General features: G+C 64.2%; 21 protein-coding genes. 10 read left to right on the top strand and 11 right to left on the bottom strand.

Translation table 11 applies throughout. From position 1 onward, the window contains the following. Positions 1–173: 173 nt before the first annotated feature. On the top strand, positions 174–998 hold the full coding sequence (cysE, locus tag XI04_RS35015; protein ID WP_038949923.1) for a serine O-acetyltransferase: 825 nt from the start codon (positions 174–176) through the stop codon (positions 996–998). A gap of 131 nt (positions 999–1129) precedes the next feature. Continuing rightward, positions 1130–1348 (top strand): DUF3126 family protein, encoded by a 219-nt coding sequence (locus XI04_RS35020; protein ID WP_007602550.1) that lies wholly within the window; start codon positions 1130–1132, stop codon positions 1346–1348. Positions 1349–1484: 136 nt separating this feature from the next. Here the strand turns inward: XI04_RS35020 and XI04_RS35025 are convergent, their stop codons facing one another. From XI04_RS35025 to XI04_RS35035, 3 genes are read right to left on the bottom strand one after another with little or no spacing between them, the layout of a single operon-like run. Next, the gene (locus XI04_RS35025; RefSeq protein ID WP_152102747.1) at positions 1485–2801 is read right to left on the bottom strand and encodes an FAD-dependent oxidoreductase; all 1317 of its coding nucleotides are present in this window, start codon (positions 2799–2801) and stop codon (positions 1485–1487) included. Then, complete coding sequence (locus tag XI04_RS35030) at positions 2798–3103, bottom strand: ferredoxin family protein (RefSeq protein WP_028141159.1); 306 nt, start codon at positions 3101–3103, stop codon at positions 2798–2800. Before XI04_RS35030 ends, XI04_RS35025 begins: the two co-directional genes overlap by 4 nt. A gap of 2 nt (positions 3104–3105) precedes the next feature. Then, entirely contained in the window at positions 3106–5232 is a 2127-nt protein-coding gene (locus tag XI04_RS35035; RefSeq protein WP_271608928.1) for a molybdopterin-containing oxidoreductase family protein, read from the bottom strand. 197 nt (positions 5233–5429) lie between these two features. Between XI04_RS35035 and XI04_RS35040 the strand changes: the two genes are divergently transcribed. Further along, positions 5430–6329: an AraC family transcriptional regulator gene (locus XI04_RS35040; protein ID WP_240536450.1), complete on the top strand. Its 900-nt coding sequence runs from the start codon at positions 5430–5432 to the stop codon at positions 6327–6329. Positions 6330–6409: 80 nt separating this feature from the next. On the opposite strand, the gene XI04_RS35045 is transcribed toward XI04_RS35040, so the two are convergent. Next, positions 6410–7117, bottom strand: a complete 708-nt coding sequence (locus XI04_RS35045) for a hypothetical protein (protein WP_028141156.1) — start codon at positions 7115–7117, stop codon at positions 6410–6412. Between the two features lie 222 nt (positions 7118–7339). Between XI04_RS35045 and XI04_RS35050 the strand changes: the two genes are divergently transcribed. The 3 genes from XI04_RS35050 (at position 7340) to XI04_RS35060 (ending at position 10112) form a co-directional block, all read left to right on the top strand. Then, positions 7340–7669: a DUF6949 family protein gene (locus tag XI04_RS35050; RefSeq protein ID WP_018322105.1), complete on the top strand. Its 330-nt coding sequence runs from the start codon at positions 7340–7342 to the stop codon at positions 7667–7669. Positions 7670–7758: 89 nt separating this feature from the next. Beyond that, a complete protein-coding gene (locus XI04_RS35055; RefSeq protein ID WP_038972407.1) occupies positions 7759–8289 on the top strand; it encodes a gamma carbonic anhydrase family protein in 531 nt (176 codons plus the stop codon). Between the two features lie 128 nt (positions 8290–8417). Beyond that, positions 8418–10112, top strand: a complete 1695-nt coding sequence (locus XI04_RS35060; protein WP_271608927.1) for a PAS-domain containing protein — start codon at positions 8418–8420, stop codon at positions 10110–10112. 28 nt (positions 10113–10140) lie between these two features. On the opposite strand, the gene XI04_RS35065 is transcribed toward XI04_RS35060, so the two are convergent. Beyond that, complete coding sequence (locus tag XI04_RS35065) at positions 10141–10305, bottom strand: hypothetical protein (protein WP_162832279.1); 165 nt, start codon at positions 10303–10305, stop codon at positions 10141–10143. A 94-nt stretch (positions 10306–10399) separates the two neighbouring features. Here XI04_RS35065 and XI04_RS35070 point away from each other — a divergent pair, with 94 nt between their 5' ends. Both XI04_RS35070 and XI04_RS35075 read left to right on the top strand, forming a co-directional pair. Further along, on the top strand, positions 10400–10738 hold the full coding sequence (locus XI04_RS35070; RefSeq protein ID WP_038949915.1) for a hypothetical protein: 339 nt from the start codon (positions 10400–10402) through the stop codon (positions 10736–10738). 103 nt (positions 10739–10841) lie between these two features. Beyond that, positions 10842–11216, top strand: a complete 375-nt coding sequence (locus XI04_RS35075; RefSeq protein WP_028141151.1) for a hypothetical protein — start codon at positions 10842–10844, stop codon at positions 11214–11216. A gap of 175 nt (positions 11217–11391) precedes the next feature. On the opposite strand, the gene XI04_RS35080 is transcribed toward XI04_RS35075, so the two are convergent. The 6 genes from XI04_RS35080 to XI04_RS35105 all read right to left on the bottom strand — a co-directional run bounded on the left by XI04_RS35080 (position 11392) and on the right by XI04_RS35105 (position 16996). Next, complete coding sequence (locus XI04_RS35080; protein WP_271608926.1) at positions 11392–11886, bottom strand: hypothetical protein; 495 nt, start codon at positions 11884–11886, stop codon at positions 11392–11394. A gap of 177 nt (positions 11887–12063) precedes the next feature. Further along, entirely contained in the window at positions 12064–12795 is a 732-nt protein-coding gene (locus XI04_RS35085; protein ID WP_038949911.1) for an aspartate/glutamate racemase family protein, read from the bottom strand. Between the two features lie 37 nt (positions 12796–12832). Next, positions 12833–13711 carry an ABC transporter permease gene (locus tag XI04_RS35090; protein WP_038949910.1) on the bottom strand — a complete coding sequence of 293 codons (879 nt, stop codon included), beginning with the start codon at positions 13709–13711 and terminating at the stop codon, positions 12833–12835. 2 nt (positions 13712–13713) lie between these two features. Further along, complete coding sequence (locus XI04_RS35095) at positions 13714–14673, bottom strand: ABC transporter permease (protein ID WP_038949909.1); 960 nt, start codon at positions 14671–14673, stop codon at positions 13714–13716. Positions 14674–14677: 4 nt separating this feature from the next. Continuing rightward, on the bottom strand, positions 14678–15967 hold the full coding sequence (locus XI04_RS35100) for an ABC transporter substrate-binding protein (protein WP_271608925.1): 1290 nt from the start codon (positions 15965–15967) through the stop codon (positions 14678–14680). Between the two features lie 42 nt (positions 15968–16009). Continuing rightward, on the bottom strand, positions 16010–16996 hold the full coding sequence (locus XI04_RS35105; protein WP_271608924.1) for an ABC transporter ATP-binding protein: 987 nt from the start codon (positions 16994–16996) through the stop codon (positions 16010–16012). A gap of 270 nt (positions 16997–17266) precedes the next feature. On the opposite strand from XI04_RS35105, the gene XI04_RS35110 reads away from it, so the two are divergent. After that, complete coding sequence (locus XI04_RS35110) at positions 17267–17974, top strand: GntR family transcriptional regulator (RefSeq protein ID WP_271608923.1); 708 nt, start codon at positions 17267–17269, stop codon at positions 17972–17974. A 409-nt stretch (positions 17975–18383) separates the two neighbouring features. Beyond that, a complete protein-coding gene (locus XI04_RS35115) occupies positions 18384–19931 on the top strand; it encodes an FAD-dependent oxidoreductase (RefSeq protein ID WP_028141144.1) in 1548 nt (515 codons plus the stop codon). Positions 19932–19987 lie beyond the last annotated feature (56 nt).

Below are 19987 nucleotides of genomic sequence, written 5' to 3' on the forward strand. Positions count from 1 at the left end.
TTGCCGCTTGGGGGCTTCGAAAAAAATCTTTTGTTTCAACGTCTTGGCATGCTTTCGCGGGGCAAGGCGCTGTTCACTCCCAGGCAAGCCGGTCAGGACTTCGTCGCCTAAACTATGCTATAGAGCGGGCAAAACGAGCCCACTCGAAAGAGCAAATCCCAAAGAGCAAATCCATGGCAGTGCATCAGGTCAATCCGGGAGGAAAGCTCGCATCGCTCGATCCGATCTGGGATCGGATCCGGGGCGAAGCGGAGGACATCGTCCGTCGCGAGCCGGAGCTTGCGACTTTCATTTATTCGTCCGTGCTGCATCACAGCCGCCTTGAGGATTCGGTGGTCCACCGCGTCGCCGAGCGGCTCGATCACTCCGCATTGTCGGGCGACTTGGTGCGCCAGGCCTATATGGACGCGCTGCGCGACGATCCCGATCTTGGCAACGCCTTCCGCGCCGATCTCGTGGCCGTCTACGACCGCGATCCCGCGACCTCGCGCTTCATCGATCCCTTGCTCTACTTCAAGGGCTTTCACGCGATCCAGACCCATCGCCTCGCGCACTGGCTCTATCTGAGAGGCCGCAAGGATTTCTCGTATTATCTCCAGAGCCGCGCCTCCGCGGTGTTCCAGACCGACATCAATCCCGCCGCGCGCATCGGCCGCGGCATCTTCCTCGACCACGCCACCGGCTTCGTCTGCGGTGAGACGGCGGTGATCGAGGACGACGTCTCGATCCTGCATGGCGTCACGCTCGGCGGCACCGGCAAGGAGAATGAGGATCGTCATCCGAAGATCCGGCACGGCGTCCTGATCGGCGCCGGCGCAAAGATTCTCGGCAACATCGAGATCGGCCATTGCGCGCGCATCGCGGCCGGCTCGGTCGTGGTCAAGCCCGTGCCGCACAACGTGACCGTTGCGGGCGTGCCTGCCAAGGTCGTCGGCGAGGCCGGCTGCGCCGAACCGTCGCGCACGATGGATCAGATGATCAACGCGATGGGGCTTTGAGACCTGGCCTTGAAGGCGAAAAGGGCCGGATTTCCGGCCCTTTCGGTCCCCAAATTCTTTGGCAATTCATGCTGGCGGTTCGTCGCGTCTCGTCCTAAAACCCGCCGACCATTTTCGATCGGAGACTTGCCGTGGACGTCAAAGAAGTCAGAAAGTTAGATGCGTATCTGAAGCGCGTATTCGGCAATCCCAAGATCCGCGTCGTGCCGCGGCCGAAGAAGGACGATTCCGCCGAAGTCTATATCGGCGAGGAATTCATCGGCGTGCTCTTCGTCGACGACGAGGACGACGACCGCTCGTTCCAGTTCCAGATGGCGATCCTCGAAGACGATCTCGTCGATCAGGAATAGATGCGAGCGTGGTCCGGAAAAGTGCGCAGCGGTTTTCCGAAAAGATCATGCTTGAACAACAACCTGAAGCGCGATGACGATTCATCCTGATCGCATCGCGCTTTAGCGCGGTCCGGTGGCGCGATCGGTTCCGGGGTTACGCGCCCACCGCTGCGAGCATGTCGGGGATTGTGACGAATTTTTCCCGCGGCTTGCCGAGCAGGGCTCCCCTGGATTTCTCGGCAGTATCGATCACCATCCAGTCCGGATAGCTCACGACGCGGGTGACGCGGCCGACGACGCGTGCCAGCAGCGCATCCGGCGTGTCCGGGCGCGCTCGCCGATGCGCAAGATCTGCCAGCACGGCCTCTGCCGTGGCGATGCCGCAGCCGCGATTGGTGCCGATCGTGCCGTTCGGACCGCGCTTGCTCCATCCGCAGGCATAGAGGCCCTCGATCACGCAATGCCCGTTCGTGACACGTCCATTGGCATTGGCATGAACGCCGCGATGTGTGTCGTAGGGTACGCCGGTGACGGGCGCCGTCCTGCGGCCGACGCTGCCGAACACGAGGCCGCCGGCGATGTCCTCGACGGCGCCGGACCGGTGCGTCACCGAGAGGGTTTCCACCCGGTCTCGTCCGTGGATCGCGAAGGGCGAGAAGCCAAATCGAAAGACACAGTGGCGCGGCCTGGTCGCGGTCTGCTGCGAAAATCCGCGCAGCAGCGACAGCTTCTCGACCAGCTCCGGATCTGCGGGATGCTGCGGTTCGAAGTCCTTCGGCGTGACATCGCGGTCGTCGACGAGCGTGTCGCATGACCTCAATTCGAGGAAATCGCGCAATTCCTTGGCGCTGAATTTGGCCTGCACCGGTGCGCCGCGGCCGACGATGGAGATCTGGCGAATCCGGCTCGCCGCCAGCACCTCGAGCGCGTGGCGCGCGATGTCGGTCTGTCGCAGCTCGTCGGCGGTCTTGGCGAGAATGCGTGCGACGTCGAGTGCGACATTGCCGTGACCGATGATGATTGCCGCCTGATGGTCGAGATTGAAGCTGAGATCGGCGAAATCGGGGTGTCCGTTGTACCACGCGACGAAATCGCCTGCGCTGTGGCTCCCCGGCAGAGCCTCGCCCGGAATGCCCAGCGGCCGGCTCAGTTCGGCGCCCGTTGCCAACACGACGGCGTTATAGGCCTCACGCAGCTCGTCGACCGTGACATCGTCTCCGACCGTGACACCGCCGAAGAAGCGAAAGCCGGGCATGGCGGCGATGCGGTCGAACGCTGCCGTCACCTGCTTGAGCTTCGGGTGGTCGGGCGCCACGCCGAACCGCACCAGCCCGTACGGCACCGGGAGCCGTTCGAACATGTCGACCGTCACAGATGCACCCGAACGCAAGAGGGCCTCGGCCGTGTAGAAGCCGCTCGGTCCGCTGCCGACGATGGCGACGCGGACTTCGCTTGAAGCGAGGCCTGTCATCGGCCCAGCGCCTGCCGGCGTTCGTCCGCTCCGGGCAGCGCCGGCAGGCGGCCACTGATGACGGGAGTTTCGGCAGCGCGCTTGCGGTTGACGTCGATCCAGAATTTTTTGTCGGCTGCGAGGCGATAGTCGGGCTCGATCGCACCGACCGGGCAGGCCGGCGCGCAACCGCCGCAGTCGATGCAGTTTTCCGGATCGATATAGGTCATGGACTCATCGAGGTGAAAACACTCGACGGGACACACCGTGACGCATTCGGTGTATCGGCACCCCCGGCAATTGTCGGTGACCACATAAGTCATCGTCAGGCCCCGCTGACTTGGACGAGGATGTCGGAGAAGGTCGGGGCTCGGCCGAGGTCGGCGAACGCCGGCGGCGTCAGCACGTGGACCGTCGCGCCCTTGCGATTGGACCGCTGCCAGTAACCGGACGGCGCCACCACGACTCCAGGCATGATATCGGACGAAACGGTCGCAAAGGCTTCGAATGAGCCCCGATCGTTGAATACGCGAATGGGCGCGCCGGCGACGATCCCGCGCTGTGCGGCATCATCTGGATTGAGAAGCACCGCCTGTTCTTCGCCGGCCTGGGCGGTTTGCGCGGGAAGATTGCCGTAATTCGAGTTCAGGAAGGCGTGGCTCTTCGGCGAGATCAGGCTGAGCGGGTAGCGCGTGGCGAGCACCGGCGCCGTGCGCGGGTTCTCGTTGGGCGGGATGTAGTGGGGCAGGGGATCGACGGGCGTGGCATCCTGGTCGCCGTTGTAGCCCTGGCGGAACAGCGGCACCACGAAGTTGCCGCCGCCCGCGATCGTCGATTTGAATTCGCACTTGCCGGAGGCGGTCGGGAAATTGCCCTCGCGATGCGGCGCCCAGTCGGCGGGCGCCGGCATGTTGAGGCGCGCATAGCCCTTGGTCTTGACGCCGTCGAGCGTGATGCCTTCGAGAACCGGATTGCTCCAGTCGAGCGAAGCTTCGATGATTTCGTCGTCGGTCCGGAAGAAAGTGGGGTCGGTGATGCCCATTGCGCGCGCCAGGCGGCGGAACAGCTCGGTGTTGGAGACGGCTTCGCCAAGCGGCGCGATCGCCTGGTTGTTGTAGGAGAGGTAAAGGTGCCCCCAGGAGAACATGATGTCCTTCTGCTCGAGCTGCGTGGTTGCGGGCAAAACGATGTCGGCATATCTGGCGGTGTCGGTCAGGAAGTGCTCGCTGACGACGGTGAAGAGATCCTCGCGTCCGAGCCCATTTTCGAGCTTGGCCTGTTCGCTCACCATCGCCATCGGGTTGGCGTTGTAGACGAACAGCGCCTTGATCGGCGGATCGAAGCCGAGTTCGCCGGTCAACGCCAGGCCGAGGCGCCAGGAGTTCAGCACGCGCATCTTCTCGGGCTGGAGGTCGGGCCGCATCAAGACGTCCCATCTGACCGGGAAGGCCCAGATCGGCAGCTGGAGCAGGCCGCCACCGACATGCTTCCAGGCGCCGATCAGCCCCGGAAGGCAGGCGATCGCACGCACGGTCTGGCCGCCGCCGGCATGCCGCTCGACCGCGACGCCGATGCGTATGACGGCGGGCGGTGTGGTCGCAAATTCTCTGGCCAGCTTGAGGATGTCGTCGACGGGAATGCCAGTTTCCTGCGACGCAAATTCCGGGGTGTAGCTCGCCGCGCGGTCCACCAGCTCGTCGTAGCCGATGGTGTATTTGTCGACGTAATCGCGATCGAGCAGGTTCTCCTTGATGATGACGTGGATCATCGCCAGCGCGAGCGCGGCGTCAGTGCCGGGCCGGATCGGAATGTGCCAGTCGGCGAGGCGCGCGGTGCGGGTGCGGACGGGATCGATCACGATGAGCTTGGCGCCGGCCTTTTTTGCCTGCTCGATGAACGGCCAGTGATGCGAGTTCGTGCTCAGCGTGTTGCAGGCCCACAGGATGATGTATTTCGAGTGCACGAAGCTTTCGGGGTCGACGCCGGGCGTGTGCCCGATCGTCATCATGTACGCTGTGCAAGAGGCAGAGTCGCAGAAGGTGCGCTCCAGAACCGTCGCCCCTAACTTGTTGAAGAGGGGATCTCCGACATTCAACCCGTTGATGATGCCCTGCGTGCCCAGATAGCTGTAGGGCAGGATCGCCTGCGCGCCGTGCTCGGCGATCACTGATTTCCAGCGCGATGCGATGGTGTCGATGGCTTCGTCCCAGGAGATCCGCTGGAATTGCCGTGAGCCCTTCGGGCCGACCCGCTTCAGCGGAAAGAGGACGCGCTTGTCGCTGTAGACGCGCTCCTCGTAATTGTTGACCTTGACGCAGAGGCGTCCGCGCGTGAACGGGTGATCAGGATTGCCGCGGACGGCAATCGCCTTGCCGTCCTCGACCGTGGTCAGGATGGAGCAGGTGTCGGGGCAGTCGTGGGGGCATGCGCCTATGACCGTGGACCTCGCCATGGATCTCTCCGCTTCCTGATTCAAGACGGTCCGAAGGATGCGGCGGCCGGGCGCGCCCTGGCTTTTCAAAACGTGCGGTGTTGTTGTCCCGGACTGCTCTCGGCCGGTGGACGCCCTGCCGGTTCTCTGGCATGCTAATTGCCTGAACCGGCAATACCTCTCTACCCATACATCGCGTGATCTGGCGGAGATTTCCGATGGGTATGCTTGGCAACTCTGTCGATAAATATGTGACCGGCAGAATGCTCCAGACGTCCAACGACCGGCGGTGGGGGCATCTCCTGGCCGAACGATGGAGTCATGAGCCGGGCGACCTCCCTCCGCAATTGCCGCGCGACACCGAGATCGCGATATTGCTCCGCGGCAGCTCGGTCGTCGACCGCGAAGGCGCCGGCATGCGGCAGCGCACCTTCGGCAGGAGAGGCACCGTCTGGCTCTGCCCGGCCGGCATCCGCGAAGACTTCATCCGCGTCGAGGACCAGATGCAGGAATGCCTGCATCTCTTTCTTCCGGGCAAGCCGTTCGACGACACCATGCTCAGGGATCTCGACATCGATCCCTCGGGCATGTCGATCCGCTACGAGAGCATCGACCGGGACATGTTCATCGAGCACGTCGCGGACCGCATTCTCGCGGAGCTCGCGCAGGAGACCTCCACAGGCCGCCTTTTGATCGAAAGCCTGGGGCGGGCCTTGTCCGCCCATCTGGTGCACAGCTACGCCGCCAGTTCAGTCCGGCTGAAGCAATCCTATGCCGTGCAGAAACCGCTCGATGCGAGGCGCCTGTCGCGCGTCACGGAATTCATCGACGCATCCGTCGAGCGCGAGTTCACCGTGAAGGATCTTGCATCGGTGGCCTGCATGAGCCCGGCGCATTTCTCCCGCAGCTTCAAGGCGGCGACCGGAACTGCACCGCACGAATATGTCAGCCGTCAGCGCCTCGATCTCGCCAAGCGGCTCCTGTCGACCAGCGATCGCCCGCTGGTCGATATCGCGTTTGCCGCGGGATTTTCCTCGCAGGCCAATTTCAACCGCGCCTTCCGCAAGGCGGTCGGCACGACGCCGAGCCATTATCGGGCGCGGAAGGGGCAGGATTGAGCCTGCCCGCATGGGGTTGTTTTCGAGATTTTGTTCGGTGTGGGTTGAGCCCGGCCTGCAAGCCGATCTCGCGGCCGCGCTTACCCCTTCGGTCCGCGCAACTGCGCCGTCAGCCTGTCCATCGCCTCCGCCGCATCGCGCCACTGTGACAGCCAGCTGCGCGGAAAGCGGAAGGTGAGGTCGGCGCCGCCGACGCGGCGCTCGGACAGGCACATGCCGGGCGTTGACGCATCGCGGGTGCAGCGCGCGGTCAGCGCGGGGCTTGCAGCCGAATAGAAATCTTCGCTGCCGTAGGGCGTGTCAGCACGGAACATCCGCATCGTCAGGCCGTCCGCGGGCATCGCTGCGGCCTGGTCGAGATAGCGCGGATAGATCGTCGCAGTTCGCTGCTCGGGCGAGAGCGCATCGTGATGGGCTGTGATCGACAGGAAGATGCGGTCGATCGATTGCACCGCCGCTTCCACCGTGTCGGCGGTGACGTGCTTTGGCGTGCCGGGCGGCTCCAGAGAGGGATAGAGGAAGTCGAGGTCGATACGCTCCTGCGGTCCGGAGTGCCGCTGGATCTTCATGCGGATCGCCGTGACCGGCAGGTTGAACAGCGTGCCGCCGACGCTCACCGGCAGCTTGTCCGGGGCGTTCGCGCCGCGGGTGCCCCAGGTCGGCCACAACAGATAGGCGACGAGCGCGACCGCGCACACCGCGGCAATGCCGCCGAGCACGATCGGGACGGCATGCGCCCAGGTGCGCGTGCGGGGGGACCTATGGGGAACTGCCGAAAACACCGTCATGAGCTTGCGCGAGGTCGAGCCGGAAGTCGGCCGGTGGCCGACGAATCAGCGGCGAATATGCCATGCGGCGCCGATTTCGCGCAGCGTTCCCGGCTGCGGGGGGCGGGGACGGCCCTGCGTGGACGGGACGGCGGCGTTAACCTTCCCTTAAGGATAATGTAGCGTTAACCGGCACCATTTGTCACAGGAATGCTCGGCGTTGCGTAAGGGCGGACCGTTCCGATGACACCTGAAGCTTTCAACACCTTCTTCTCGATCTGCATTGGTTTCGCGCTCGCGGGTGCGCTCGTGAACGGATACCAGGCGCTGGCGCAGCGGCCCGCCGGCTTCGGCCTGCTGCAGGACGGCGTGGCGCCGAAGACCTTCGCTGCGGTGCCGTTCCTGGTGTTCGCCGCGCCCTTCATCATCATGCGCAACACGCTGCGCGGCATGCGCGTGGAAAGCCGCCGTGCCGAGTTCGTGATGATGGCGACCCTCATCGCCGGCTTCTGGAGCATGATGAGCGGCACCTTCTTCCTGATGACGTTGCGCGCGGCCGGCGTTCTGGGCTGACGCCCGCGCATTGAGCGCTGCCGACGCGGGGCCTTTGCGTCGCGGCTGCCGTTTGGCTATGCCAGTGGTCAACGCGACAGGAGACCTCCATGGCGATCTACGAACTCGACGGGCAGGCGCCCGACCTTCCCGCCGACGGCAATTATTTCATCGCCGAGACCGCCACCGTGATCGGCCGCGTGCGCCTGAAGCCGGGTGCGAGCGTCTGGTTCGGCGCGGTGCTGCGCGGCGACAATGAATGGATCGAGATCGGCGAGGGCGCCAATGTGCAGGACGGCTCGACCTGCCACACCGATCTCGGCTTTCCGCTTCACATCGGCCGGAACTGCACGGTTGGCCACAATGTCATCCTTCATGGCTGCACCATCGAGGAGGGCGCGCTGATCGGCATGGGCTCGATCGTAATGAACGGGGCGAAGATCGGCCGCAACAGCATCGTCGGAGCCGGTTCCGTCATCACCGAGGGCAAGGAGTTTGCCGAACGTTCCCTGATCATCGGCTCACCGGCGCGCGTGATCCGCACGCTCGACGACGCCCAGGTGCAGCGAATGGGAAGCGCGGCCAGGTTCTACGTCGCCAATGGTCCGCGCTTCAAAAAGGGCTTGAAGCGGATCGGTTGAGAAAGTCTGCGCGGCCGGTCCGCCCAGTGGCACGGTTCCGTACCGTACAAATACAGGCCGGTACTTTAATCCTCCGCTAGCGCGATCACGCTTATTGTTGAGCGTTTTCAACCAGGAGGAGCGGCGCCATGGATGCGACGGCGCTGGGATCCGGCTTCGGTGCCGGAACCAATCTATTGAAGAAGTTCGTAAGACTCGCGCGCGGCGCCGACACGCTGACGGTCGCCGAGAAGGTCTACAGCATTGCCGCCTTCCTTGCGATTGTCACCACCTTCCTCCTGGTGATGTCGGTCCAGTCCGTACGCTTGCAGATGACGTATCGCCACATGCATGTCACCGCCGCCGAGGCGGCGATCGGCGTCGGGCGCATCAATGCGCTGATCTATGCCATCGTGATGGAATCACGCGGCATCTACATGTCGGCCGATCGTCGTGCGATGAAGCCGTTCGCGGACGGGCTGGTGCGGCGCAACCACGAGCTCGCCGAGGCCGTGAAGAGCATGGAGAAGAACGTCGGCAACGACGACGCCGAGCTGTTCGCGAGCTTCCGCCAGCGCATCATGCAATTCATCGACTTCCGTCAGGAACTGGTGCGGCGCGGGATCGAGATCAGCCCGGCCGCGGGGCGCGAATGGGGCGACAACGACGCCAACCGCATCGTGCGCAGCAAGCTCAACAGCGATATCGAGGCGCTCGAGCGCATCTACCAGCAGCGCGCCCGCGAGGCGGACGAGCTTGCCAATGAGAACCGCTATGCGGCTGCCTATCTGTTCGCACTCGGACTCGCCGCCTTGATGCTGGCGGCGCTCAACGTCGTCGTCATGCGCAGTTCGGTCGTCGGCGCCCTGGCCGATATCACGCAGGCGACCGACCGGATCGCGCAGGGCGACGTCAAGAGCGAGGTGCCGCATCTCGGCCGTCACGACGAGATCGGACGTCTTGCGCGCGCCGTGCAGAACTTCCGCGACGCCGTCGCGCGCATCTTCGAGCTCGAGGAGCTCGAGCTCGGCACCGCCCAGGCGCGCGACGCCGCGAGGACCGAGCGCGACCAATTCAACGACAAGTACCAGGCCAAGAAGTGGCAGCTCTCGGCCGCTATCAACAGCATGCCGCAGGGACTGATCATGCTCGACGGCAAGGCGGTCGTGGTCGCGATGAACTCGAACTACCGGCAGATCTACAATCTGCCCGAGACGATCCAGGCTGGATCGACCCTCGAGGATATCCTCCAGCACCGGGTCAAGAGCGGGCTGTTCAGCGGCGACGTCGCGAAATATGTCGCGGCCGTTCTCGACCGGATCGCCAGGCGCGAGCCGGCGGCCTACGAGATCGCCTTGAACGACGGCCGCATCATCAAGATCTACGAGCGTCCGATGGACGGCGGCGGCTGGGTTTCCGTGCAGGAGGACGTCACCGAACAGCGTCAGCGCGAGCGCATTCTCGAGCGGATGGAGCGCTTCCTCGCCACCATCATCGAGAACGTGGCCGAGGGCATCATCGCCAAGGATGCGCGCAATCTGCGCTACGTCTTCGTCAACAAGGCGGCCGAGAAGATGATCGGCATGTCGCGCGGCGAGATCATCGGCAAGACCGCGCGGGAATTGTTCTCCCCGGAGGCGGCCGAGCTGATCGAGCGGCGCGACAAGCAGCTGCTCGCGCAGAAGCAGCAGCTCGCGCCGATCATCGACACCATCGACAATCCCGCGCGCGGGCGTCGCGTGATCTCCGCACGGCGGGTTCAGATCGGCGGCGCCAGCGAAGAGTCCCACATGTTCGTGACCATGGTCGAGGACCGGACCGAGAATAGGGTGGCGGCCGCATAGCGATCGGTGCGCGATCCGGAGCGGGACGTCAGCTTCCCTCGGATTCGCGCGCTTCGGTCGCGCCTGCGACCTTCTCGTGGCCGGCGGCCCACAGCGCATGCTCGTCGCTGCCGCCGAGATAGGGATTGGCCTCGGCCGGAATGTTGTCGCGCGCGGCGCGTTCGCCTTCTGCAAAAGGATCGCGATCGGTCATCCTGATTGAGCCTCCTCGCTTTCAAGCTGACGTGACGGCATTTGTTCCGGAACCTGCCTTCGCCGCGGCGGTTGACCGGCAAAGGAGAATTCTCATGGCTGCATCGCCTGCAACCGTCTCGATCAAGACCATGATGGTGATCTTCGCCCTCGCAGCGATGCCGGCCGCCGCGTTCGCGCAGGCGAGCGGCGGTTCGGCCGGATCGACCGGAGGCGCCGCGGGATCGACTGGAGGCTCCGTTGGATCGAGCGGTGGCGTCGCCAACTCGCCGGCTCCACCGCCCGGCACCAACAGCCTGGGTACGGCTCAGTCATCCGGCCCGGGCTCCGGCGGTACGACTGGCAGCGGCACAGGCGGCGGCGCCGATGCCGCCGTCAATGCCGAGAATCGGATGCTCGACAAGAAGCTCAAGAGCATCTGTCGCGGCTGCTGATCCTCGCGCGGAAGTGAGACAGCGTGGCTGTCCCGAATGCCCAAGTGACGTTAGCTTGATCCCGCTTTGAAGCGTGGAGCGTGTCCACGCGGAGGATCGAGTGATGTTACGCAGGATGATGATGGCGGCGCTGGCCGTCGCGGCAGTCGGGCTGTCGGCGCCGCAGGTGGTCCACGCAGGCGGATTCGGACATGGCGGGGGACATGGCGGCTGGGGGCACGGCGGGGGCGGCTGGGGCCATGGCGGCCATTGGCATGGCGGCGGGTTCTGGCCAGGTGTCGCGATCGGAGCGGGCATCGCCGGTGCCGGCTACTACGGCGGTTATTACGGCTACGGCTCCCCCTACTACGGCAATCCGTACTATTATAGTACCGGCTACGGCGACTACAACGACGGTTATGGCGGCTGCTACGTCGCGCGCAAGCGCGTCATGACGCCGGCGGGCTGGCGTATTCGCCGCGTGGACGTCTGCGAATAGCGTCCCACAAAAAACAAGGCCGTTGACGCAGTATACCGTCAACGACCTTGCCAGCCCCGGACATTGAAATCGGCTCACGCCATCCGGTAAGGGCGACCATCGCGCGGAATCATACGGCTGAATGTGATCCAGTTCACAAGTGGCGAAAATAAAGTTCCACGGGGCGTGGTGGGAGTTAGCCGCGCGAGCGCTTTCGCGCACTGGCGTGGACACGGTGCCGCGCCGGTTTCCTGCGGGTAACCGAGGGCGTTTCAACCTCGGTCGCCCGTGCGCTGGCAAACGACTGCCGCAAGCCGTCGATGGACTCGTTCAGCGATGCAACCTGTTCGGACAGGCGCTTGGTGTCGGCCTGCTGCGCCGCCATCAGCCGCTTCATCGTCTGGAGCTGGTCCTGCACGACCTGGAGCTGGTCGATCGATTCCTGCTGGGTCGCCTCCAGCCCCTTGGTCTTCTCGACCAGCTGCTCGGAGGCCTGGGCCGTACGGGCCTGGAGCTGCCGCGATGCCACCACCCGGTCAGCTTCAGGTGCGGCGCCGGTATAGGCCCGCCAGATCGCGATCGAGGTCACCCCCGCGATCAGGAGCAGCAGCGCAGCGGCGGTCAGCGCGATGGGCTGGGCGCCAAGGCGAAGCAGGGGGTTCGACGGTGTGTCCTGGGCGAGATCGATCATCGCTGACAAAACCCAAATTGAAACTTGGTGAGTGGCGAAGACCGGCAACCAGAGGTCGCCGGGGCGTCCCGAAAGTGTTACGTTTCCGCAAGGAATGGGACCAAAAAGAGGCTAAGGGCCAAAAAACCAGGAATCAGCGGGTCTTGCGGCTTCCAAGGCTCCGCCCTGGCGCGGGAATCAAGGTTGAAACGGCGCAAACGGCCCGGAATAGGTCTTCGCGCGCGGTGCCGCGTAGGGCCCGAGGCGGGAGGTCTTCAGGCCCAGCCGCACCAGTGATTCCGCCAGCGTCACCGCAGCAGCGACGCCGTCGATCACGGGCAGGCCATGGGTGGTGGCGAGCTCAGCGGCGAGATCGGCCATGCCGGCGCAGCCGAGCACGATGGCTTCCGCCCGGTCGTCGCGGATCGCGGCCGTGATCTCCGTGGAGATCTTTGCGAGCGCGTCCGTGTTGCGCTCCTCGAGCGCAAGCACCGGGACCTCGGCGGCGCGGACGCGGGTGCAGCGTTCGGCGAGGCCGTACTTCTTGAGATTATGTTCGATCGGCACGATGGAGACACCGAGCGTCGTCACCACGGCAAAGCGCGCGGCGATCAGGCTCGCCATGTGGAAGCCGGCCTCTCCAATGCCGATCACCGGCGCCTTCGCGATGGCGCGGGCGGCATCCAAGCCGGTGTCGTCGAAGCAGGCGATGATGTGGGCCTCCGCACCATCGCGGTCGGCCTCGCGGATGCAGCCGAGCATGCCGGGCACGGCGAAGGCTTCGTCGTAAAATCCCTCGATCGAGACCGGGCCCATTGTCGGCTGCCGCGCATCGATCACCGTGCCGGGCAGGGCGACGCTGCGCGCTGCAGCGGCGATCTTCGCCGTCATCGTAGCAGTGGTGTTGGGATTGACGATGTGCAGTCGCATTTCGATCAGACGAGTCCCTTCGCAGACAAGTCCCTTCTCAGACAAGGCCTTTGCCGGCGTCCGAACCCTTGGCCGCCTGCCGCTTGTTGAGCATGTGGATGGTGCCGAGCGCAAGCGTGATCACCGTGAACGAGACAGCCGAGATCACTGTGCCGAGCGCATAGATGTCGGGATTCGTCACCGTGGTGGTCAGGCCCTGCAGATCGAGCGGCAGCGTATTCACCGCCCCGATCGCCTGGCTGGAGCGGGCGAGTTCGTCCCAGGATAGCGTGAAGCCGAACAGGCCGATGCCAATTACGGAAGGCAGGATGATCGGCAGCACGACATGGCGGAACGTCTGCCACGGCGTCGCCCCGAGATCGCGCGCGGCTTCCTCGAGGCGGGGATCGAAGCGGTTGAAGATCGCGAACATGATCAGAAGGCCGAACGGCAACGTCCACGTCAGGTGTGCGCCGAGACCCGATGTGAGCAGGCCCATCGAGGTCTCGAAATTCTCGTTCCAATGCGCCTTGATCAGATCGTCGATGATGCGAAATTCAAGGGAGATGCCGAGCGAGGTGATGATCGAAGGCACGATCAGGCTGGCGATCGCCGAATAGAACAGAATGCTCTGCGCCCTGAACTTCCTGCGGAAGGCCATGCCGGCGGCGACCGACAGCACGACGGTGACGATCATCACGATGATGCCGAGCAATAGCGAGCGGCGGAAGGCCGCGCCGAGATCGACGATGCCGGTGCCCTGGAACAATTTTGCGATCCAGAAGGTCGACACGCCATTCATCGGGAAGGTGAGGCCGCCCTGCGGCCCCTGGAACGACAGCACGTAGATCGCGATCATCGGGCCGTAGAGGAACAGCACATAGGCCGCGAAGAAGATCGCGAGGATGTAGAAAGAGCGCGGGCGTCCTTCCTTCATGCTCAGAGCTCCTTCTTGATGTCGACGATGCGCGACATCATGGTGATGATCAGGAAGGTGATCGCGAGCAGGATCACGGCGTTGGCCGCAGCGGCCGGGAATTGCAGCGCGTTGACCCGCGTCTCGATGATCTTGCCGGCAGCTGCGATCTGCTGGCCGCCCATCACGCCGATGGTGATGAAGTCGCCCATCACGATGGTGATGACGAAGATCGAGCCGATGACGATGCCCGGCTTTGCCAGCGGGATGATGACGTTGACCAGCGTCTGGAATCCGGTCGCGCCGGCGTCATAGGCGGCCTCGATCAGCGACTTGTCGATGCGGATCATCGAATTGAAGATCGGCACCACCATGAAGAAGGTGAAGAGGTGCACCAGCGCCAGCACCACCGAGAATTCGGAGAACAGCAGCCATTCCAGCGGGTGGTTGATCAGGCCGGTCTTGACGAGGCCCGAATTGACGAGGCCGTTGCGCCCGAGCAGCGGGATCCAGGCGATCATGCGGATCACGTTGGAGGTCCAGAACGGGATCGTGCAGAGCAGCGACAATCCCATCTGCCAGGTCTTGGACTTGACGTGGAAGGCGAGGAAATAGGCGACCCAGAAGCCGATGAACAGCGTGATCGCCCAGACCAGGAAGCAGAGCTTCAGCGTCTTCACATAAGTCTTGCCGATCGTGCAGAGATCGGGCAGCTGCGCGATGCAGCCTTCGAACGTGTCGGTGTAACCGCGGCCGGAGAACGCCGGCAGCAACTGGTATTCGTTGTAGTCCCAGAACGAGACGATGACGACGAAGACCAGCGGAATGAGAAAGAAGGCGAGAAACACCAGCATCATCGGCCCGGCCTGGAGCCAGGAGATGAAGGACGGCGACAACCGCGCGGCCTTTGCGGCGCGCGCGGTGTCGGGTCCCCGGGCGAGGTCCGGGGATGCCTGTTGCAGGATGTCCTCTGACGTGTCCATCAAATCACGCTGCGATGAACTCGTTCCACTTGCGGACCATGTAGTCGTTCTCGTCCATCACCGCGTTCCAGCAGGCGACGCCGCCCATGCGGTCCTCATAGGAGCCGCCGTCACGCACGGCGCCCGCCTTTTCGAGCAGCGAGCCGTCGGGTGCCTTGATGTCCTTCTCGGCCGGCTTGCCTTCCATCCAGTACGCCCACTCGTAGGGCTCCATATGCGCCTTCGCGGTGGAGAGCACGGCGGAGTAGTAGCCCTGGCGATTGAGATAGGCGCCGGCATAGCCTGACAGAAACCAGTTCACGAACTCATAGGCCCATTCGAGCTTCGCGCCCGAGACGCCCTTGGAGACGCAGAAGCCCGAGGCCCAGGAGCGATAGCCTTCCTTCAGCGGCTGGAAGGTGCAGGCAATGCCCATCGAGCGGACCTTGGTGACTGCCGGCGACCACATCGACTGGATCACGGTTTCGCCTGATGCCATCAGGTTGACGCTCTCGTTGAAGTCTTTCCAGAACGCGCGGAACTGGCCGGCCTTCTTGGCCTCGGTCATCACCTTCATGGTGAGATCGATCTCTTCCTTGGTCATGTTGCCCTTGTCGGCATATTTGTACTTGCCGGTGGCTTCCACGACCATTGCGGCGTCCATGATGCCGATCGAGGGGATGTTGAGGATCGAGGCCTTGCCCTTGAATTCGGGGTTGAGCAGCTCGGACCAGGAGCTGATCGGACGCTTGATCAGATCGGGGCGGATGCCCAGCGTGTCGGCGTTGTAGACCGTTGGAATCAGCGTGACGAATTCAGTCGCCGACGTCGCGAACTTCTTGGAGTCCTTGCCTTCGAGATAGAGGACCTTCCAGGGCGCGGTGCCCTGGCCGCCGATCTTCTTGCCACCGGGCGTCTTGCCCTTGGTGAAGACAGGCGTGATGTTGTCGAACTGTTTGATCTTCCTGGCGTCGAGCGCAAGGATGTTGCCCGACGGCACGATCTTCTTCAGCGAGAAATATTCGGTGTCCAGCACGTCGAAGGAGTTCGGCTGGGTCATCACGCGCTTGGTGACGTCGTCGGTGGTCGCGGTGATGTATTCGATCTTGATGCCGGTGTCCTTCAGGCACTGCTTGGAGATGTCGTCGCCCTCGTTCACGGCGGTGCCGAGATAGCGCAGCACCTTGGTCTCGGCCGACTTCACATAGGGAAAGCCGGTGATGGCGCCGGAGCCGGCGGCAAGGCCGGCCAGACTGGCGGTGCCCTTGAGCAGCGTGCGGCGGCTGACGCCCTTTGTCCTGGTGGTCTCGCTCATGTCAGTCACTCCTCTGTTGCGCATTCCAGTGATCGATCGGCGCTATTGCAGGCGTTGCGCCTTGGCGGGATCCCAGGTGGCCAGCACGCGATCGCCCGGACGGAACGGGTGGACGTCGAAAGTGGCTTCGGGAACGTGAGAGAAGAGGGCGGTGCCGTCGTCGAGCGTGAGCGAGACGGCGATGTAGGAGCCCTGGTACTCGGTCTGGATCAGCCGCGCCGGCGCGCCGAACCCACCGTCGATGAACGGCGCGATGCCGAGTTGATCGGCCCGCACGGCGATCAGCTTGCCGGCGTCGCTGAGCACGTTGTGGCCGCCGATGAAGCGCGCCACGAATTCGGTGCGGGGATGGTGGAAGATGTCGCGCGCGGTGCCCTGCTGCTCGATCCGGCCGTGGTTCATCACCACGATGTGGTCGGCGAGCGCCATCGCCTCTTCCTGGCCGTGGGTCACCTGGATGAAGCTGATGCCGAGCTCGCGCTGCAGCCGCTTCAATTCACCGCGCATCTTCACGCGCAGGAACGGATCGAGCGCGGAGAGCGGTTCGTCGAGCAGGAGGATCTGCGGCTCGGTGATCAGCGCGCGGGCGAGTGCGACTCGCTGCTGCTGGCCGCCGGAGAGCTGTGCCGGGAGACGGCCCGCATATTGGCTCATCGCAACCAGCTCGAGCAGTTCGCCGGCGCGCTTGTGCCGCGTCGGCTTGTCGACGCCGCGCATCTTCAGGGCGAAGGCGACATTGTCGATCACGCTGAGATGCGGAAACAGCGCGTAGGACTGGAACATCATCGCGGTGCCGCGTTCGGCCGGCGGCAGGTCGGTGACGTTCTGCGCGCCGAGGATGATGTCGCCCCCGCTGACCGCCTCGTGGCCCGCGATCATCCGCAGGGTCGAGGTCTTGCCGCAGCCGGACGGGCCGAGCAGGCAGCAATAGGTGCCGGCCGGGATCTTCAAATTGACGGTGTCGACCGCCAGCGTCGTGTCGTAGCGCTTGGTGACGGCGACCAGTTCGAGAGCGGCGGGAGTGGCCATGGCGTGTCCGGGGAGGGGCGGTGCTTCCGGCCTCTCTCCGCAAGGTCCGTGCCAACCAGCTTCGGTCCGCCGATTTCTCAAAACTGTGCAGCGGAGTCAGATCGTTAGATCGAATCCGGTGCATCCGGGCTGCCCGCCGCCTGCACGGTGATTTGCACACAAAATAGGCGAAGATTGTATAAAGTTTCGCCTGTGATTGGATACAGGTCGTCGACTAAAATTCAAAAGCGAACGTCGTCGACCGAGCCCTCAAGCCCAACTCTCGAACCAATGGCCGCCAAGACCCGCCCCAAATCCGACGCGCCAGACGCGAGCGATCGCGTCAGCCGCATCCGGGAGGGCGTGACCGCCGCGATCCTCGAGCATCGCCTGCTGCCGGGCACGAAGCTCGGCGAGGACGAGATCGGCGAGATCTACGGCGCGAGCCGCACCCTGGTCCGCACCGCGCTGCAGCAACTTGCGCATGAGGGCATCGTCAACATCGAGAAGAACCGCGGCGCGTTCGTCGCGCGCCCCACGCCCGCCGATGCCCGCGAGGTGTTCGAGGCGCGGCGCCTGATCGAGCCCACCATCGTCGATCATGCCATCGACGCGATGTCGCCGGCCTGGCTCGATCGTCTCCAGCAACATCTCACCGAGGAGCGCGAGGCCGAGCTGCGCGGCGACGCGCGCGCCTCGGTTCGGCTTTCCGGTGAGTTTCACAAGCTTGTCGCCGAGATGAGCGGCCACAGCATCTATCTCAGCTTCCTCAAGGAGCTGATCGCGCGCTCCTCGCTCATCATCCTGCTGTACCGCCGCCACGACACGCCCGCTTGCGGCACCGATCATCACGCCGGCATCGTCGCCGCGATCCGCAAGCGCGACAAGCAGGCTGCGCGCGCGCAGATGCTCTCGCATCTGACCGAGATCGAGGACGAGCTGTTCCTCAAGGACCCCGCCGCCGACGAGCTGCGGCTCGCGGACGTGCTGGGCGTCTGATCCGCATCGATCGCAAGCGCCGGGAATCGCCGCCGAGAGCTGCGATCCCGCGTCAGTGGCTGAGTTCGCGTTCTGCGGCGAGCTGCCCGTCGGGGGTGATCTCGTAGTCGCCGCCTCGCTTTGTCATCCATCCTGACCTGACCATCTCCCGTGCAAGCTGCACCGAGCAGATGGGATGGTTACCTCCCGGGTAATACAGCCTGTCATTTCGGACGAGCAAGTGACCGTACAGTTGGGCATGACGTAATGCCCTGCGCATCCCGGGTGATGGATCTTTCATGCCGGTTCAAGCGCGAGCGCGACGAAGGTTCCTAATCAGCGCCGGGACTTTCGATGGCGTTTGCGCTGCGCAGGGTGGGCAGGAACCCACATTCTGCCGCATCGTTGTTCTTTTCGAAGGAGCAGCGTCATGAACGTACGGGACGAGTACACGCGATCGCTCTGGATGGATGTTTCGGTCGCGGATGCCCCCGCGCTGTCGCGCACCGTGGCCGTGGACGTCGTTATCATCGGCTCTGGAATAGCCGGGCTGTCCGTGGCTTATGAACTGGCCTGCCATGGACGCTCCGTCGCGGTGCTCGATCGCGGCGGCATTGGTAGCGGGATGACGGCGCGCACCACGGCGCATCTGGCGACGGCGCTCGACGATGGCTACGGCGAATTGGTCAGGGTCCGCGGCCCAGATTGTGCGCGGCACTATTATCAGAGCGTCGAAGCCGCAATCGCCCGCGCCGAGGCCATTCAGCGCGATGAGCACATCGATTGTGATTTTCGGCGTGTCGACGGCTACTGGGTGCAGGCGCCCGAAACGCCTGCATCCGAGCTGGATACAGAATTGGATTGCTGTCGCAAGCTCGGGATTCCCGTCGAAAATTGCGCCGAGCCGACCGTATTCCATTCTGGAGGTCTCGTGCGCTCGTTGCGCTTTGCCCGCCAGGCGCGCCTGCACCCGACCAGATATCTTGCCGGACTGGCCGGCGCACTTCAGCGCCGCGGGGCGCAGCTCTACGCCGACACCTGCGTTGAAAGCATCCGTCAAGCGCGTGGCGACATGATCGTGACGACCGGCTCGGGCTACGAGGTCCGCGCCGCCGACGTGGTCGTCGCGACGAACTCGCCGGTCAATGTGCAGGTCGCGATCCATACCAAGCAGGCGCCTTACCGCACTTATGCGCTCGCCGCCAAAATCCCGGCCGGCGCGCTCAAGGATGCGCTGTATTGGGACACGCTCGATCCCTATCACTATGTCAGGCTTCAGCCGCTCTCTGCGGAGGAGGATCTCGTCATCATCGGCGGCGAAGATCACAAATCCGGTGAAGCGGACGACGGCGCACAGCGCCTTGCCGCGCTCGAGCGCTGGGCGCGCGAGCGATTGCCGGCGCTGCGCGGGGTCACTCACCGATGGTCAGGTCAGGTGCTGGAGCCGAGCGATTTCGTCGGCTTCATTGGCCGCAGCCCCGGCGAGGAGCATCTCTTCATCGTCAGTGGTGACTCCGGACAGGGCATCACGAACGGGCTGGTGGCGGGCATGCTGATTGCAGATCTCGTCATGACCGGGGCGAGCCCGTGGGAGGAAGTCTACGCCCCGGCACGCAAGATTCAGAAAAACATCGGCGAGTTCATCAGCGAGAACATCACGCCGCTGAAGAATTTCGCGGAGTATCTGACGGCGAGCGAGATCGCGGGCGTCGAACGTCTGCGCCCCGGGGAGGGGCGCCTCGTCCGGAGCGGCCTGAAGAAGATCGCGGCGTGCCGGGACCGGAACGGACATTTGCATCTGCATTCGGCAAGCTGCACCCATCTCGGCTGCGTCGTGCACTGGAATGCGCTCGAGCAATGTTGGGATTGCCCGTGTCACGGTTCGCAATTCGCCCCGGATGGCACCGCGCTCAACGGCCCTGCGGTGTCTCCGCTCGGCGACATCGACAAACCCGCCAATCTTGAAGCCGCAGAGTGAGGCGTGCAGTCCTTGCGGACGCGCTGGGCGCGTTCCCTGATTTCGCACAACGGCGA

The organism is Bradyrhizobium sp. CCBAU 11430, assembly GCF_028128855.1.
GTDB lineage: Bacteria > Pseudomonadota > Alphaproteobacteria > Rhizobiales > Xanthobacteraceae > Bradyrhizobium > Bradyrhizobium ottawaense.